The following is a 17,335-nucleotide window of genomic DNA, read 5'->3' as shown; positions in this document are numbered from 1 at the left end:
TGCAAAAACTCCGTGTTCATTCATATAATGACCGGTAAATGAAATTCTATGTTTTTCACACCATTCTCCGATCTGTCGCGAAAAGTTGTTTTCAAAAAGATCGTTAATTGTCCGGTAATAATGAATCCGAAAGCGCATGCTTTCCGGTTCATTTAGAAAAAGATGATAGATGTTATCTTTCAACGAATATCCGTGCATCTGCTCAAAACGGGACTCGATACCGGAAGAAAAAGGCACTGCACCGAACGGAACCCCGATGCGAAACGTCATGCAGGGTTCGTCTGTAAATTCAGCGGTAATCCGCGTCCCATATTCATCCGCATATCGCCGGTAATATGTTTCATACGCATCATCAATAAATTTACGAACAGCGGCAGCGTTTCCGGTATCAATATAAGACGTTCCGTTAAAACAATCCTGACCGAACGGCGCAGTCCATAACCAGATCTGTAATCCGTTCGATGGCGCGCAATAAGGTTCGGCATTCGGCAGTACACGTCCTTCCGGCCTGCCAACTAAAACCTTCATCCGGAAATCATCGTTTGCCAACGGCACCGTTCCACCGCTAAAACCACTGGGCCACTTATCTTCATCATACAACCATATTTTCAGATTTTCCGTAGCGCAGGCATCCACCGCCGCATCCACCGCCGAAAACCATTCCGAACCGAGATACGGTGTGGTTAATCCTATTCGACTGTGAACAAATGCTCCACCCCAACCTGCGGATTTAATTTCCTTAATCTGCCGTCTGACCTCGTCAGGCTGCATCTCTTCATTCCAACTCCAGAACGGAACAGGACGGTATTCCAGCGGCGGCGTTAAAAAAGCGGATAATTCAATGTTCTCATGATTCATGAATGATCTTTCAAAAAAAAACGGGCGCACTGCTGCGCCCGAAGTGATATGATAACCAAGTTATTTATCGCACATGACGCATCAGAAAAATAAAACCGCCGGATATCAGAAACAGCCCTATGCTGGCCGGTTCCGGAATGGCGACGGTAAGATTGTCCATAGAAAATTCATACTTATGGGTATTTCTTGCCTGTGCCCCAAAATTAAGCGTCCCTAAAACAGTAGAAACATCACCTCTGAATCCAAGTGTTCCAGACGTTACGGAATCTGTTCCGTTAAAAATTGTTGCGGTCCAGGTTTTAGTAGACGGATCAAGATTCACCGTAAACGTATAAACGGTTCCTGCGACGATCTGCATACCGGAATTGGTAAGGTTCGCATTATTCCATGCACTATTTTGTGTCCCGTTATAGAACATAAATTCATTTCCAGGAAGCCCTCCTCCTACTGATGGTCCATACGCAACAATAATAAACGAAGAATTGGCCGCACCACCTTCATTAAACTGAATTCTGGTATCGCTGGTGAGAGCGGCATCCAGTCTCCAGTCCCAACTGATCGTAATCGTACCTGATTTATTAACAGCAGCGTTATCCCATGTCCGGCTTAAAAACGCTTCCTGAGTACCAGTTGGCTCCATTGTACCGCGCAGATAACTTCCGTTGCCGTTCAATTCAGATGAACTCGCAACGGATCCGCTTATACTTCCTGCTGATGCTGTCCACTCTCCACTCCAGCCATTGCCGGCGCTACCGGGATACGCATTAAAATTGTCCACTACTGAAGCGAACAATGAACCGCCTGCCATGGCAAATACTACCATTAACATTGCAATACGAACTAATACATTATTACTTCTCTGCATTCTCATCTTTCTACTCCTCTCCTTTTCTCAGGTTTCCTTCTCCTCTACTAACGGCAGCACCTGCCGCCGCATTTTTTTGGATGGCACTTGCAACTTGTTTTACACAAATGCCATCCGCGCCTTTTCCGGCGCACTGTTCTGTCTAATCAATTGAAATTGCATCAACAGAAAAATTAATAATCTTGGCTTTTGCCTGCATTCCGATACGCAATTCGCCGGAAATATCTCTGCCTGAACGAAAACCAAGCGGTTGGGATTCCACCGTTTTCTTCCCGTCGGAAATCGCCGCAGTCCACGTTTTTGTTCTTTGATTCAACGTTACAGTGAATGTGTAAACCGTACCCGGTATCATCGTCATACCGGAATCAACCATCTGGCTGTTATCAAAATTGCCTTTTTTATCTCCGTCAAAAAACATGAATTGACGTGGCGCTGTATTGTTAACAGGTGTTCCGTATGCAAAAATATTAAATGTACTGCGGCTGCTGGTGCCTTCCTGAAAACAAATTCTGTCTCCATGACCGAAACTTCTGCTGTCCATCCGCCACTTCCAGCTAATTTTAACTATTCCGGTTTCTTTGAGTGCTGAAGTGTCCCATTCACGGGCGAAGAAAGCTTCTTTTACTCCTTCTTTAACATTCATTGAACCGTTGAGATAGTTCCCGCCGCGATCCAGTTCTGAGGAACTTACTATCTGCCCAAAAAGTCCTTCGCCGGAAATAACCCATGCCGATTGCCAGCCGCCGCCGGCTTTTCCGGTATATTGATCCCACGACGATGTGCCAAAGCCTTCGGTGAAGTTAGCAACTGTTGCAGCGGACAGCGCACCGCCCATGATCATGATTCCGATAATCAGAATTGTTATATTAGATAATGTGTTTTTGTTTTTCCGGTTTTGCATTCTCCTACTCCTTTTTATTTTAATGCCTTACCCCGCACCGTACCGGTACGGAGTATTTTTTTGACGAGTTATTTCTTCTCCACTTTAAACAGGCGGGTCTGGCCGTATTCGAACGGAATTTTCATAATCTGGCCTTCGCCTTTCCACTCTTCGAACATGTCCTCTACTTTTACGGTTTCCGGCCAGACGATTTCTGCAGTTGTATTTTCCGGAGAAGTAATGCTGACCAGTTCTTTCGCGGAATGAACGAAGAATCCTTGCGGGGCATAGCAATGCGCGCCGGAACGCTCCACAAATTGACGCCAGATTGACGGTGTCATCGGAGGAGCATCCATCCAAATCAAATGCCCATTATTGGCCAAAGGACGTTCCAGTGATGTCCACGGCTTAAATGTCATGCGCTGCCACGGCTCAGGGCGTTCCGCATCATATACACCGTCATCAATCAACAGCGGCAATCCTAAAACTTCCGCCGGTGTTTTTTCATCCCACTTGGCTTTTTCAACATCAATCAGTCCCGGATATCCAATGACAACCACGGTGCGACCACCTTTTTGAATGACGTTTTTCAGTTTCGCCAGATCTTCTTTGTTCGGGGCATCGGCAAAAGAAATCACGATCAGTTTTGTCTGCTCCGGCAAACGGTCGATATCTGAAAGCAGCCATAAACTGACTGGCGCCCCGCTTTTTCCGAGATTATAAAGCGAGCTTTTGATATCCGCTCTAAGGTGCGCTGAACCGGCCGGAACCCATGCCATACTGACATCATCAATAATGAATGCGATTTCTTCAGTTGATTCACGGTTGAGATCATATGTTTTTTGATACACTTCGATTTCTTTTGAATATTCCTTATGGAAAGCCTCACCACCATGCCAGGTCGGCTGAAGTCCAAATAGCATTCCTTTTATTCCGTGTACGGCAGCATTGGCAACAACCCGCCGATGCATGTTGACCAACCCTCTGTGCGGATTTTTGCTTTCATAAATAAAATGCCAATGGCGGGGATGCATGTATGAAAATGTGTCATCACTGACCATGTATAGCTTTCCGTGCGACAGCACGGAATCAACCGGCGTAACATATGTGTCATAACCGTTTAATCTCCGCCAGTCCAGTAGCGCCACACCGGCACAGAAATCAACATTTTCATTGCGAAACAACCGTCCCGTCACCGGCAGCGTTGCGCTTGTTACTTGCCGTTCTGTTCCGGCAAACTGAATCAGATATCCATAATGAATTCCGGCAAGCACTTTTCCTTTGCTTTGATCCTTAACGGTTTTCACTATCATTTCTACAACATCCGCAGTTTTTTCTGCCGCGTACTGATGATAAAGCGCACTCTGGGCGTTATCCTCAAAAAGCAGCTTTCCACCGATTCGGCGTGCATCCCGTTCAGGCATATTATCGCCTTCTTTCACCGGAAAATTATTTGCTTCCAGCCATTTTTTGAATTCCCGCTGATTCACCGGGCTGTAGTCGCCGTAATAGCCATCGTTGCAACCGTAAGCAAACCACTCTTCTGTCACCGCACCAGAAGTCCAAAAACCGATCACCCTGTCCGCCCATGGTTGCTGTTCCACATACTCCATGAGTTTTATCAGCGCTTGCTGAGAATCTTTCTGCCACGGCTCGGATGCAATTGAGATTGTGGGACATCCGTTTTCCTGCCAGGGAAGCAAGCCGGAATCCGTCTGCATCAGCGCCTGATCCTCTTTGTGTTCCTGATACCAGAAATACGGCAGGTTGATGTTCACCCGCATAATCAACCAGGCGTTTGTATTGCCTGCCAGAACCATATTTACATATTCGTTAATCTGCGAGTAATCGTACTTGTCCGGCGCAATCCATGTCGGATCAACCACCTGCATTAAATGCGCGCCGACTGTGGTTGCAATACAATACGCATTGCCACCGGATTTTGCAGTTCCTGTTGCCACACCCGGATAAAACATATAACCGGCATATCCCCACCATGTTTCGGGCTTTCCGTTCACTGTCAGAGTCGGACGTCCATTATAGATTTCCCGTTTTACGTCCGCATAGCCCGGTTGGCGGCTGTTTTCTAATTTAAATTTACACTCCGCTCCGGCAATTCTGTATCCGTCATGCACAACGTACAACTGATAATCTCCGGCATTTAAATACCACGGAATAGTTTTGGTAAGCTGAATTTTTCCATCCTGCGACAACTGCTGTTTTTCTTCATCAGACAACCGGATCCGCCACATCACTCTGGCGCGGTTTTCTGTTTCTAAATCAACAAAACCGTTTTCCGGAATTTTTCCGCGCAGAGTCAAATTAATCGTTACCGGCTGGCTGGCTACGACGCGATCCGACACCGTCAATCCGGTAACATTCATTGCTTCCGGGCTGGCATAATAAACCGTGAATTCTTTCATGATCAGTTCATTATCAGCACCTGCCTGCAATCCGTTAACTCGCAGCACCGGTGTTACCGGAAACGCCGGATGATCCGGACGGCCGATTTGTTTTCCCTGCCGGCTTTTAAATTCATCATAGTTAAACACCAGCTCCTTTTCTTCACCCGGCTTCAGTGTTTTCTGTCCCAGCAGCCAACTGACTGCCGGCCAGTTCCGAACAGTGGGCATTTCGTACAATTCCGGATAAAACGTTAATTCCTGCTGCGAATTATTTTTTATCCGAAATGCAACCGCCTGCGGGCACCGGGGAATACTGCGATGAATTTGAAACACCGCACGAGACGTTGTTTTCGGATTAATCGTCCAGCGGGTTACAAACCGTTTTGCATCCGGATCTTCAAATAAAAACAGGTCGTTTTTATTATATCTTTGTTCGCTGGTGTAAATAGTATACGAAAGGCCATCAGAAATTCCGTCTGACGGCGAACAGTATGCCAATGTTTCAAAAATCGGCCAATAGTCCGCTTCCGGACGGGAATAGGCATCGCCATTGCCCCAAATATCAGATTCAATCGGAACTTCCCCTGTTTCCGGATACCAACCGATTTTAAGATCGGTTGCACCAAGAAATATAAATGCTCCTGTTAAAACATAAAGTCCAAGAATTTTTATTTTTGCGTCTCTCATCACATCTCCTTGATTAAATATTCGACAGTTAAAATTTTTGATATTCGCAACGATTGCTTTACTTACTGCAATGTCTTCACTTCGGTCAGGTATGCATACGAAATCATTTTCTCATTCCCTTTTCTCATCTAGCTTTGTCCTCCTTTTTCTGCTTATGAACATTAACGCAACCATTGTCATGCAAACATTATCATTTAAAATTTTATGTCAACTTTTTTTATCGGATTTTCTTTCACCGTATCGCCACCATTGCGGATTATTTTTTATTGACCTTAAATAAACGGGTCTGTCCCGCTCTGAAAGGAATCCGCATTTTCCTGCCGGTCCCCGTCCATTCTTCAAAAAAGTCGGACACCCGCGCGGAATACGGCCAGATAATTTCCACCGTTGCATCTTCCGGCGAAGTAATACTGATCAACTCTTCAGATGCGTACACAAAAAATCCTTCCGGCGCGTAACAATGCACTCCCGCCCGCTCAGCCACCGCCCGCCAAAAAGTCCGGGATGTCGGCGCCGACGCGTACCAGAGAAGCTGTCCATTATTTTTCAACGGGCGTTCCACCGTCGTAGCGCGAACATCTGAAAAACGGATCCGCCGGATTTTTCTATTGCTGCCTTTCGACTCGTCGACCCACTCTTTAAGTGTCATGTCTTCGCTCGGCGAACTTACGAAACAGTTATATGTTTCACCGTCAACCGAAACATCCAGTCCTAATATTTCCGGCGGAACAGTTTCGTCCCACACACCTTTTTCCACATCAACCAGCCCGGGCAGTCCAATGGTAACAAATGTACGTCCACCGTTTTTGATGGCGGCTTTAAGTTTTTCGGCGTCTTCTTTTGCCGGCGCCTCGGCAAATGTTATCACCGCAAGTTTTATGTGGTCAGGAAGCCGGTCGATATCTGAGAGCAACCACAAACTGACCGGTGCTCCGCTTTTTCCAAGATAAAGCAAAGGAATTTTCAAATCTGTTTTCTTCAGCTGTTTTGCACCGGCGGGAACCCATGCAAAGCTGGTATCATCGACAATTAACGCAATCTCTGCGGTGGGTCGTCGACTGAGATTATATGTATTTTTATACACTGAAATTTCGTTAGAAAACTCCTCATGAAGTTCTTTATTCCCGTGCCAGGCCGGCTGCAACCCGAACCACATTCCGTTAATTCCATGAACAGCAGCGCTGGAGAGAACCCGCCGATGCATATCGAACAGCGCCCGCTGAGGATTGTTTTCATCATAAAGGATTTTCCAGTGTCCGGGATGAAGATATGAAAACGTATCATTGCTGACCATATACAGCTTTTCGTGCGACAACAGTGAATCGACGGTCGTAACATATGTGTCATATCCGTCAAGAGTCCGCCAGTCCAGCAGAGCAACACCGGTAAAAAAATCAACATTCGGATCTTTGAACAGTTTTCCCGTTGAAGGAAGCGTTGCACTTGTTGTCTGACGGTCTGTGCCTGCGAACTGAAGCAGATACCCGAAATGAACTCCGGCGAGCACTTTTCCGGAACTTGCCTCTTTTACTGTTTTTGCCAGTAGTTGGATGACTTCCGCTGTTTTATCAGAAGCATACTGATGGTAGAACGCGCTGCGGGCGCCACCGTTATCAAATATTTTTCCGCCGGCACTTCTGGCGGCTGGTGATGGAATGTTATCCCCGTCATCCACTGGGAAATTGTTTGCTTCCAGCCATTTTTTGAATTCCCGCTGATTCACCGGGCTGTAATCGCCGTAATAATCACTGTTCGAACCATAAGCGAACCATTCCTCTGTCACCTGTCCGGCTGTCCAGAAACCGACCACCCGGTCAGCCCACGGCTGCTGCTCTACATACTGCATCAGATTTCTTAAAGCGATTTGTATATCTGCCTGCCATTCTGCAGAAGCGAGAGAAATTGCCGGAGTGCCGGTTTCTCTCCAAGGCAAGCGTCCCAGATCTGTTTGCACTAATACCTGATCGTTGGTGTGCTGCTGATACCAGAAATGAGACAAATTAATATTGGCCCGGATAATCAGCCAGGCATTCGAATTTCCGGACAGCACCATATTCACATATATTCATTGATTTGAGAGTAGTCATATTTCCCCGGCGCTATCCAGGTGGAATCAAGAATCTGGTGAAGATGAGCGCCGATGGTGGTTGCAATGCAAAATGTCGTGCTGCCGTCTTTTGCAAACGCAGTCGCATTACCAGGCTGCCATTTATAACCGGCATATCCCCACCACGGTTCAGGTTTTCCGTTCACAAACATTGCCGGCTGTCCATTATGAACTTTCCGTTCAACCGTCGGAAATCCCGGTTGCCGGTCGTTTTCTACTTTAAACACACCGGACACACCTTTGATCCGGTATCCATTAAGCACCGCATTCAAACGATAATCGCCTTCGTTCAAATACCACGGAACCGGCGCGACGATTTGAAGACGTTTCTTTTTTGCCAACTGCTGTTTCTGTTCATTAGACAACCGGATCCGCCACATCACTCTGGAACAATTTTCCGCTTCAAGATCCAATACACCGTTTAGGGGAACCGTTCCTCTCACCGCCAAATCAATCGTCATTTCACCGTTCGCAAAAACGCGATCGGGGACTGTCAGTCCGGAAACAATCGGTCTTTCCGGACTGGAATAAGAAACGGTGTACTCTTTCAATACTAGTTCATTATCTGTTTCTTCCTGCAAACCGGTAATAATTAAAGAAGCAGTCGCCGGAAAGAGCGGACGATCGGGACGTTCAGTTTGTTTTCCCTGCCGGCACCGATAATTATTATAATCAAATGTCAGCTCTTTCTCCTCTCCCGGCTGAAGTGTCTGTTGGGTCAAAAGCCAGCTTGCCGACGGACAGTCGCGGATTGTTTTCACTTCAAACAATTCGGGCGTGATGATTAATTCTTTCGTTGAATTATTTTTTATACGAACTGATATGCTCGCCGGTGGACGCAGAATGTAGGATTTAATTCCCAGTTCCGCCCGCGTTGTTGTTTTCGGATTAATCGTCCAGCGGGTGACCAGTCGATCCGCTTTGGGATCGTCAATCAAAAACAATTCGTTTTTATTATAACGTTGTGCACCAACAGATACACTTTCTGTCAGATAACAATACCCCAAAGTTTGAAAAACAAGTTGCCGGTCCACTGCCGGGCGGGAAAATGCATCGCCGTTCCCCCAGGTATCCGATTCAACCGGAATATCGCCTGTATCCGGATACCATCCGGTAATGGGTTTCGCAGAAGAAAGAATTGAAATCAACCCCGTGAAACAGCAGATCCCGATTCCAAAGAACTTATAATTTCTGTTTTTCATTAATTCACCGCGTATGTGTTTAAGAAAAATTCAACTGTGTTTCATTATCCGTTGTTTGCCGCAATGCGCTGTTCGATCTGTTGCATATATGCCCGGTTCACCGGATATTTCCGCAAAACAAATACGGAGCAGAAAATAACGATCGGTCCGCTGATAAATGTTAACAGAGCAATGTTGCTGACCGCTTCAGGAGTCTGCTCTGTTGCACCGGAAATAATTCCGGCGATCTGCACAAGAAAACCGCAAATATACATGCCGATTGAACTGGCGGCTTTTGTGCAAAAGCTGAACACTGAAGCATAACCGGCATTTTTGAGTTCTCCTGTTCTGCTCTGATCAATCGCAGCAATATCGGCAATCATAGAACTGGATAACGGAACAATCATACCGCAACCGCCCCACCAGCAAGCCTGCAGCAGACCGAATACAATCGTGGCAACAGGAAAAGTTATTCCTGAAAATTCGATCGTCTGCTGTGGTGCAAGCTGTCCGCCATGAAAAACAGTCAGCAGACTCAACCCACCGAACACGGCCAGGCCAATACCGATGTACCCCGCCGGTTTTTTGTCATACCGTTTGACGATGTGAGGGAGGTTCAGTGACGCAAGAGCAAATGCCAGCATACCTCCACCGTGGACGCAGGTTTTTTCCAACGGCGTGAACTGCATATAGAAAATATACGCAAACATTTGAACCATTGATGTTAACAGCATCGAAAATTGAACAATGATGTAAAAAACAAAAACCCGTATCGCTAAACGGTTTTTAAAAATAGAACTGAAATCCACCCAAAAATCCGCCAGTCGTTTACCGTGAACCTGTTCTTTGCGATTATCCACCGCATAATTGCGTGTTCCAAAACAACAAACTGATGCCAGCAGCGCAACAAAGATTGCCAGAACAAAACCCATGACAACATAGTTCGAACCGATCAAAGACCCATCAATTCGTTTTCCTGTTTCGGTGATATGATCTTTAAAAAACAACGTCCAGGCCAAAGCACCGAATGTAAAGTTAACGATTTGATTGATAAAATAGCGGACGCCTTGCAACCGGGACCGCGATTCATATTCCGGGCAAATGTCAAATCCAAGTGCAGTAAACGGAACAAAAAACACCGTAACCGCCGTACGAATGAGCAGATTGATGATCAGTGCCATGAAAAAAATAATCACCGGTCCGTTCAACATCTGCGGAACAGACCAGAAAAGAAAAAACGTCACCGCCGTGAACAACCCGCCGATTAAACTATATGGATGCCGCCGACCCCAGCGGGAACGAGTGTTATCGGAAATATGCCCCATAATCGGATCTGTAACAGCATCCCAAAAAATTGATATTCCAATCGCCAACGCCGCCCAGGTCGGAGCCAATGATAAAATCTGCGTTAAATAAACCATAGCAAAGTTGCTTATCCCGTTCATCGTTATGGATGTCGCGCCTTCGCCAACGGCATATTTGAAGATATCTGCCAATCCCGCTTTCTTGTGATTCGTTTGATTCATCATTATTTTCCCATCATTGATTTGTGCTGAAAGGAGCCATTTCCTAACCCGCAACTGAAAACCGAAACAGTATTTGTTATCTTGCCATATTCATTTTTAAATTTTATGCAAGCATTGTCATTTTTGAGTAAAAAAATTTATCTCTCGACAACAAGCATTGTCATAAAATAACGTGAATCAAAACTTTTGGTCAATCTAAATTGCATATGAAACAAGAAAAAAAATCAGGCAGAAAACCGACCGGGCGTGTGCGGCTTGCAGATATTGCAAAACATTGCAACCTCAGCATATCAACGGTATCCCGCGTCATCAGCAATCGCACCGATCAATTCCCTATTGCAGAAGACACCATCGAGCGCATTCATCAAACCGCCAGAGAATTAGGATATCGCCCGAACCGCCTCGCGCGAGCCATTGCTTATCAAAAAACAAATCTGATTGGACTTTCAGTCCCTCATTATAAAACGCGTGAAAATTGCTCCTTTGAAGAAGAAACCTACCTGCTCGCAAAGGTATTCGGCTTGCTGAGCTCAGGCGTTCTGGATAATCCGAAAATGCTCGATTACGATCTTGTGATTCATGACCGCCAGAAATTCTCTGGCAGTTCTCAGGATTATTATCATTCACAGGATGGATTGCTGGACGGAATAATTTATAATAATCCATCCAAAAACAGCATTCCGTTTATTACAGAAACCGCTCGAACAATTCCTGTGGTCATCATCGGCAGTATTCCGGAAGTCGAATCTCAATTCATCTCTGTTGATATTGACAACCGCGCCGCAGTAAGAAGCTGTGTAAAACATCTATACGATATCGGATGTAAAAAACCGTTGGTTCTTATTCCTGAAGAATTAAAAAAATTCTTCTGCATCACTGATCGTCTCGATGGATACATCGAAGCATTTAAAGATTATGGTTACTCAACATCTGAGGAAAATATCTATTCTGTAAAACAGAATCCGGATGCCGTCCATTCCCTGCTCGCCGGAATAAAAAATATCCGCAAATATGATGCCATTATTGCGCCGTTTGATGAATTAATTTTCTATTGCATTGATCCGTTAAAGGAACTCGGAATTCGAATTCCGCAAGATATCGCGTTAATCGGTTTCGACGACAGCGACCGGTGTCTCAGCAGCACTCCCCGCTTAACCAGTATTCGCACTCCGTTTCACGCATTAGGTTTTAAAGCTACCGACCTGTTAATTGATATTCTTAATGGGAAACAACTATATATCCCTGGGAAACACACAATAGAAACAGAACTCATCATTCGGGAAAGCACACAACGCTAACAGTTGAACTCAGCTGGTCTTCTGCACCGTTTTTTACGTTTTCATCCCTTTTAAAAATGCATGAATGTTTTCTGTACTGACGTCCTGCGGCATTCCACCGCCGGCGGAAAGAATTAAACGGCGTTTGCATTCCACCGCCGCCAGCGTTTCGTGCACACAGGCTTCAACCTGTGCCGGTGTTTCCTGCGCCAATACATCGCGTGGTGGAATATTTCCCAGCAACGCAACCTGTCCTTTCGTCAGCGCCTGCATTTCCGGAATACTGTGATTAAAACTGAAATTGAAAAGATTGACACCGGTTTCCGGCAGGAACGGCGCACAGACGCGACCTTCGGCGTCGTTATGCAAAAATTTTACGCTCACATCAAACGCACCGTAAATTTTTTTCAAATACGGAACCGCAAACGCGCGGCAGTCATCTTCACCGAGAAAGCCAACAATATCGTCCAGCAGTAGAATGCCGTCCATCGACGGAAACGTTTTTAACTGCAATCCGATCCAATCGATGAGAAACTCCGAAACTTCATTCAGCAGAGCATGCGCTTCCTCTTCGTAAAGTTTCAACGCCATTAGAAAATCGGTGGTTCCCATTAAAAACGAAAGAATATTCAGCGGACCGCGCGCGACAGCAAAACGATATTCGTGACCGATGCGTTGCACCGCCGGTTCCATCCGGCGCAACCGACTTAACACAAACGGCAGCATGCCGGCGACGGAAACATCCGGACGGTGGAAATTTTTATAGAATTCCGGCAGATCATCCACGTCTTCAATAATCCGGTCGGCGTGCGGCAGATTATTTTCGTTCCATATGCACCGCGCTCCGAACGCCGACGGTTCGGTGCACATTCCGTATTCTGCCCAGAATCCCGGCAGAAACATTACATCCGGAAATGTTTCCACCGCGCGCCGGTTAGCTTCGAACCAAATTTCATCACTGGCGAAATAATCCAGCGTACTGCAACCGTACCAGCCCGGCAACCACGGGCTGTCGATGATAAATCCCGCTGGTATAGTTTCTGAAGAAACATTCATTTTACCACGGATAACATTTAATAGAATCTGCCACTGTTCATTTGTCATGATTTCATAGAGGTATTTTTATTAACGAATTTTGTCAATCCAAACGAGAATGATTATTTTTTTGAGTGACATCCAAGCGGCAAAACATCTTTAACTGTATAATTCATAAGCATGATTTAATAAAAAAGCCTGTAATTAAAAAAGAAGTCACTGTTTCCTGCGTTTTTTTGTGACCAGCCAAAGCCGCTCAGGGTTAACATTGGGCATGGCTGATAACGTCTATCCTGATCTATTGAAAGCCTCTCCATCCGCGATGGCCACGACCTTGGTGGGGTAACTGAAGGCGGAGAGCGTCAGCAGGGAAAACAGGGCGAGCAGGCATTCGTGTAATATATTTGATTGCAAAATGTTCGATCGAACTTATTTCATGGGCTATCAAGTCAATATCTATCATTGATAGCAATTGTATTGGTTCTTAATTAGTAAATAATTTAAGATTGGAAGAATGCTATGAAATGGACCAATTCAACAGATTTAAGTCAATGGGCAGATCGGCGGGAAGCGCAAGGGTTCCTGCCAGGCCTCATTCGCCGGCTGATTCTCGCATCTCATGATCCAAAGAAGCTATCCTTTCCGGCAGGTGATGCGGTATGGATTTCTGGATTTGATGGAATTTTAGAAACCACGGAAGAGTCTCTTTATGTCCCCCACGGAAAATCGGTTTGGGAATGTGGCTGCAATCAAAACCCAAAATCAAAAGCCAATGATGACTATAAAAACCGCTCCGAAAATTCTTTACAGATAAGGCCTGAGGGAACGACCTTCATATTCATAACTCCAAGACTTTTTTCTGATAAAGGACAGTGGATAGAAAAGAAAATAGTCGACAGTATCTGGTTCGCCCTTTACGGAATGACGAGCAATGATGGAAGACATATTACATTTTTTGACGAATGATGATGCGAAGTGGGAACTGGATCTGAGTGTTGATGAATCTTGGGATGTTTTTGATGAACATCCTGAACTCGATGAACATCGGCACTCTAGCATTCAGAGTATCCTAAAGCAGAAAATCGAAGAGAATCTATTCGGTAGTGACCTGAAGCCTATAGAATTTACTGGGGTGGTGCGTCACGTTCTGCTTGAGCATCATGTATCTCAAGAAACCCAGCATAATAACGCTATGTATTTTTTGATTTCTCTCAATTTTATAGGGATTCGTACGGGTTACTTTAATGCCGATGAGACCAAATGGCTGAGAACTAAAGGTTATCTACAGTCTTATTTCCGACTTAATCGCCACAACCCAGACAGAAATTACATGTGCCATCGGCCAAAACTGATCGCGGAGTCGGTTCGTTTCCTGAGATCGTTAGGATATGAGGCCAGCATCGAACGGGGAAAAGTTAGACTGTCGGATGCAGATGAGGAAAAATTTGAACACGCCATGCAGTACAGGTTCGCGCGACTTGGCCATGTAGGCTTTGACTATATCATGCATATGCTGGGAAGCCTCTTCAAAGGAGACGGATATAATCGATTCAGATTCAGAACGGAGCCAGGAATGCTTGAGCCATCCGAGTTGAAAATACCTTTGGGTTACCTTTTCAATGTCAGTCTATCGCACTTAAATCCCGAGCAGGATGCAAAACGATCCGCAAAGGTGATTGATGAAGTTTTCAATATTTCCAAGCATTTTTTCGGTGTGATGGAGCTGCAGCCTTTACTCAAGTTCGAGGAGTTGTTACGCCCTCCAGAAACCATTATTGATGATATTCAGAAGTGTATTCTATTTGACCAACACTTTGCGATTGATCAGGTCTATTCCGAGCACATGATTACAATGATGACCGGCATCTGGAACGCCAGCGACCTAGCTAGCGCTGTAAAGGATGTTGATGTCTATCTGGACATTCTGCAGTGGGTATCGAATCAGGCGAAGAGTTCGTCTCCTCTGATCTTTACGTTTGATCAACTTAATGATGATTTAGGTTCTCGCTATGGGTCGGCAAAACTTTCGAGCGTGCTAAATCAGCTTACATTTGAAAAAAGCTCAATCAATTCCGGGTACCTGTCTGTCAGCGATATAACCAAGCGGAATTATTTTCAGCGTCCGTTTGTTCATTTCAATGGAGTCTTCCTTTATCCAAATGAGCATCTGTGTAATTATGGATTTTATGCCACGCTACTTCGCGAGCTGAAAAGCAATCTGTCAAAGGGGAAAGATGAGGGAATGCTTGTTGGTGATGCCTTGGAATCATTTATAGCTGCACAGCTGCAAGGCCGTAATGTGACGTTTTATCAGGGAGGAAAATATAAGATTTCTGCTGATATTGCCAACGACCTGAACATCAATAGCCAAGAAGGGGAGTGCGATTTCATTGTTGAGACTGATGCGAGGATCATTTTTATTGAATTGAAACGAAAAACGCTTACTGCCAATGCCCGCGCCGGTAATTCAGTGCAAAGCTTGATAGACCTTTCTCAGTCGCTTTTTCATGCGCTCGCGCAGACCGGTTGCCACGAATACTGCCTACGTAAATGTGATGCCCTAACATTTGTGGATGGAACACGTATTGGACTAAAAAAACGTGCAGTGGAACGAATAGCACTGTCACTATTTGATTTTAATGGAATCCAAGATGATTCTTTTATTAACCACCTGCTGGTCAGTCTTGTTAATGCAACCCTCGATAGTGAGGACAAAAAGTCGTTGGTTAAGATTGAAGAACATCTGGTTACAATCCAGAACCAGTATAGAACGGGGCTTTTTAAGGCGGTGTATACGCAAGATGGAGCATACGGCCTACATAGCTTTATGAACTGCCGTTTTCTTAGTGTCCCTCAGATGCTCGAAATTTTAAACCATACAGACAACAATGAAGATTTTGAGCGTGAAGTGACGCGAACTCGCCATATGACGACAGGTGCCAAGGATTGGTATCTTGACTATTATTTGCGCGGCAGCTCCACCGAGGCAAGGCCGGAAAAAGTTAAAAAAGCAAAGATATGAAGCAACTTATCAGGTCACGAAAGTAGTATATGAAAAACCCATACGGTATCAACAAGACGAATGATATTGCTTTCGTTGATGATGTCAAACGCGGCCTTGCGTGTGAGTGTGTCTGCCCTCTGTGTCACAAGCCATTTCGAGCCTGTCAAGGTGAGAAGAACGAACATTACTTTGCCCATCAGGATGCTTCAGAGTGCGCATTTTCTTATAGAGCCGCTCTACTGAGGATGGTGACTGATTATTTGCGCTCAGGGGAACTGGAGATTCCTCCGGTAATTGCCCGCTACCTGAATGAGGAAGAGATTGTTCTGCCCGGCGAGACAGTTCGGTTTGATCGTGTGGAACAGGTCGGCGACGTCAAAGCACCTGAGCTTCACTGTTACCTCGGCGAGCGAAGTTGGGTGTTGAAACCAGTTTTTGACAAAAAAGGCCGGCAGGACAACTGCGCTGGTTGCCTGACCTTGGATTTGACCCGGTTTTCTAATCCGTATGAAAGCCGCCCACACCAGACTCTTGAACCGGTATTGCATCAGGAAAACCTCCTCCGTTGGAAAAACCATCCGAAAATCGCCGAGACCGAACAGGCTTTGCGAGAAAAACATGAAGAAAAACAGACCCGCTTTTTCCGATCCCGCAATGTACAGCCATTGTATAACCGACCCCGACCGGCATCTACGCCCCCGTCGCAGCCATCATTCACTGTTTTGGAGGAGCCACTCCCCTGCAAGTTCTGCAAACAAATCATTCAACCAAAGAACATTTTTATGACTCATCGTAGCGCTGGCTACTGTGTCTGTAAAACCTGCAACAAAGAACGCGGCGGCGATATTCACGCATGACGATCTGTTTTCGGTGTGACTGTTTTCGGTTTTTTAACACTTTAGCTTCACCGAGAACGAAAATAATAAGTCAGGAACAGCCGAGATGACGACATCGAATACTTCATGGTGCTTAGCTAATGGTGAAAAACCCGGTTCAAGCCCGATAGGAAACTGACGCTGGTAGAGAAGAAGTAGTCGCCCGCCGCAAGTTCCGCATTCGACGAACGGCATGTTGATCCTCAGATGAATTCTCCCTTGGATGGGTGCATGTTTTGAGGGAGAACGAACGGTAAATCGGGGAGATCAATTATATCATCTGGGTTTAAAATTTTTACTATCGCACGGTGAATTTCAGGGTATAGAATGGATTGACCGCATAAAATTACCGGAACAGTATGCTGATATTTACTGATTAACGCTACTCGATGACGACCATTTATGAAATATAAACTTCGTTTTTTGTCATCCCACCCAATAAATGCAGGGCAAAAACGATCATCAGAAAACCATTGCTGTAAATATCCAAAAAGTTCGATATGATTGGGAATACCAGCAAATTGTTCCCTGCTGCAATACAGTTCCAATTGTGGCCAATTGATCAATGCGTAAATTCCAGTGTATTCGAACCCATCATCAGAGAAAAAATATCGAAATTTTACTTTTACTTTCAT

12 protein-coding genes are annotated in these 17,335 nt (G+C 45.3%); 4 read left to right on the top strand and 8 right to left on the bottom strand.

All coding sequences use genetic code 11. The annotated features are described in order from the left end of the window. Nucleotides 1–922: 922 nt before the first annotated feature. From WC959_01540 to WC959_01515, 6 genes are all read right to left on the bottom strand, one after another. Nucleotides 923–1,729, bottom strand: a complete 807-nt coding sequence (locus tag WC959_01540) for a PEP-CTERM sorting domain-containing protein (protein ID MFA5687826.1) — start codon at nt 1,727–1,729, stop codon at nt 923–925. Between the two features lie 136 nt (nt 1,730–1,865). Next, a complete protein-coding gene (locus WC959_01535) occupies nt 1,866–2,624 on the bottom strand; it encodes a hypothetical protein (GenBank protein ID MFA5687825.1) in 759 nt (252 codons plus the stop codon). A 68-nt stretch (nt 2,625–2,692) separates the two neighbouring features. Further along, nucleotides 2,693–5,695 carry a hypothetical protein gene (locus tag WC959_01530; GenBank protein MFA5687824.1) on the bottom strand — a complete coding sequence of 1,001 codons (3,003 nt, stop codon included), beginning with the start codon at nt 5,693–5,695 and terminating at the stop codon, nt 2,693–2,695. A gap of 256 nt (nt 5,696–5,951) precedes the next feature. Beyond that, entirely contained in the window at nt 5,952–7,754 is a 1,803-nt protein-coding gene (locus WC959_01525; GenBank protein ID MFA5687823.1) for a hypothetical protein, read from the bottom strand. After that, the gene (locus WC959_01520; GenBank protein ID MFA5687822.1) at nt 7,751–9,004 is read right to left on the bottom strand and encodes a hypothetical protein; all 1,254 of its coding nucleotides are present in this window, start codon (nt 9,002–9,004) and stop codon (nt 7,751–7,753) included. Before WC959_01520 ends, WC959_01525 begins: the two co-directional genes overlap by 4 nt. Nucleotides 9,005–9,048: 44 nt before the next feature. Further along, nucleotides 9,049–10,512 carry an MFS transporter gene (locus tag WC959_01515; GenBank protein ID MFA5687821.1) on the bottom strand — a complete coding sequence of 488 codons (1,464 nt, stop codon included), beginning with the start codon at nt 10,510–10,512 and terminating at the stop codon, nt 9,049–9,051. Nucleotides 10,513–10,715: 203 nt separating this feature from the next. Between WC959_01515 and WC959_01510 the strand changes: the two genes are divergently transcribed. Continuing rightward, entirely contained in the window at nt 10,716–11,807 is a 1,092-nt protein-coding gene (locus WC959_01510; GenBank protein MFA5687820.1) for a LacI family DNA-binding transcriptional regulator, read from the top strand. Nucleotides 11,808–11,840: 33 nt separating this feature from the next. Here WC959_01510 and WC959_01505 read toward each other — a convergent pair whose 3' ends face one another. Further along, nucleotides 11,841–12,890 (bottom strand): uroporphyrinogen decarboxylase family protein, encoded by a 1,050-nt coding sequence (locus WC959_01505; GenBank protein ID MFA5687819.1) that lies wholly within the window; start codon nt 12,888–12,890, stop codon nt 11,841–11,843. 450 nt (nt 12,891–13,340) lie between these two features. Here WC959_01505 and WC959_01500 point away from each other — a divergent pair, with 450 nt between their 5' ends. The 3 genes from WC959_01500 to WC959_01490 are packed head-to-tail and all read left to right on the top strand — an operon-like array spanning nt 13,341 to nt 16,682. Continuing rightward, nucleotides 13,341–13,787 (top strand): hypothetical protein, encoded by a 447-nt coding sequence (locus WC959_01500; GenBank protein ID MFA5687818.1) that lies wholly within the window; start codon nt 13,341–13,343, stop codon nt 13,785–13,787. After that, complete coding sequence (locus tag WC959_01495; GenBank protein ID MFA5687817.1) at nt 13,753–15,843, top strand: hypothetical protein; 2,091 nt, start codon at nt 13,753–13,755, stop codon at nt 15,841–15,843. The genes WC959_01500 and WC959_01495 overlap by 35 nt, the downstream gene beginning before the upstream one ends. Nucleotides 15,844–15,872: 29 nt before the next feature. Then, nucleotides 15,873–16,682, top strand: coding sequence for a hypothetical protein (locus WC959_01490; GenBank protein ID MFA5687816.1), 810 nt, complete (start codon nt 15,873–15,875; stop codon nt 16,680–16,682). Between the two features lie 221 nt (nt 16,683–16,903). Here the strand turns inward: WC959_01490 and WC959_01485 are convergent, their stop codons facing one another. Then, a complete protein-coding gene (locus WC959_01485) occupies nt 16,904–17,335 on the bottom strand; it encodes a hypothetical protein (protein MFA5687815.1) in 432 nt (143 codons plus the stop codon).

The sequence above is a fragment of the Kiritimatiellales bacterium genome, assembly GCA_041656295.1.
In the GTDB taxonomy this organism is placed as follows: domain Bacteria; phylum Verrucomicrobiota; class Kiritimatiellia; order Kiritimatiellales; family Tichowtungiaceae; genus Tichowtungia.
Note: the sequence above shows the minus strand (reverse complement) of the source record. Positions and strands in the feature narration are given on the sequence as shown.

Coding starts and splice junctions, on each gene's coding strand:
- WC959_01540 (MFA5687826.1), bottom strand. CDS start 1,729: ATGAGAATGCAGAGAAGTAATAATGTATTAGTTCGTATTGCAATGTTA.
- WC959_01535 (MFA5687825.1), bottom strand. CDS start 2,624: ATGCAAAACCGGAAAAACAAAAACACATTATCTAATATAACAATTCTG.
- WC959_01530 (MFA5687824.1), bottom strand. CDS start 5,695: ATGAGAGACGCAAAAATAAAAATTCTTGGACTTTATGTTTTAACAGGA.
- WC959_01520 (MFA5687822.1), bottom strand. CDS start 9,004: ATGAAAAACAGAAATTATAAGTTCTTTGGAATCGGGATCTGCTGTTTC.
- WC959_01515 (MFA5687821.1), bottom strand. CDS start 10,512: ATGATGAATCAAACGAATCACAAGAAAGCGGGATTGGCAGATATCTTC.
- WC959_01510 (MFA5687820.1), top strand. CDS start 10,716: ATGAAACAAGAAAAAAAATCAGGCAGAAAACCGACCGGGCGTGTGCGG.
- WC959_01505 (MFA5687819.1), bottom strand. CDS start 12,890: ATGACAAATGAACAGTGGCAGATTCTATTAAATGTTATCCGTGGTAAA.
- WC959_01500 (MFA5687818.1), top strand. CDS start 13,341: ATGAAATGGACCAATTCAACAGATTTAAGTCAATGGGCAGATCGGCGG.
- WC959_01495 (MFA5687817.1), top strand. CDS start 13,753: ATGATGGAAGACATATTACATTTTTTGACGAATGATGATGCGAAGTGG.
- WC959_01490 (MFA5687816.1), top strand. CDS start 15,873: ATGAAAAACCCATACGGTATCAACAAGACGAATGATATTGCTTTCGTT.
- WC959_01485 (MFA5687815.1), bottom strand. CDS start 17,335: ATGAAAGTAAAAGTAAAATTTCGATATTTTTTCTCTGATGATGGGTTC.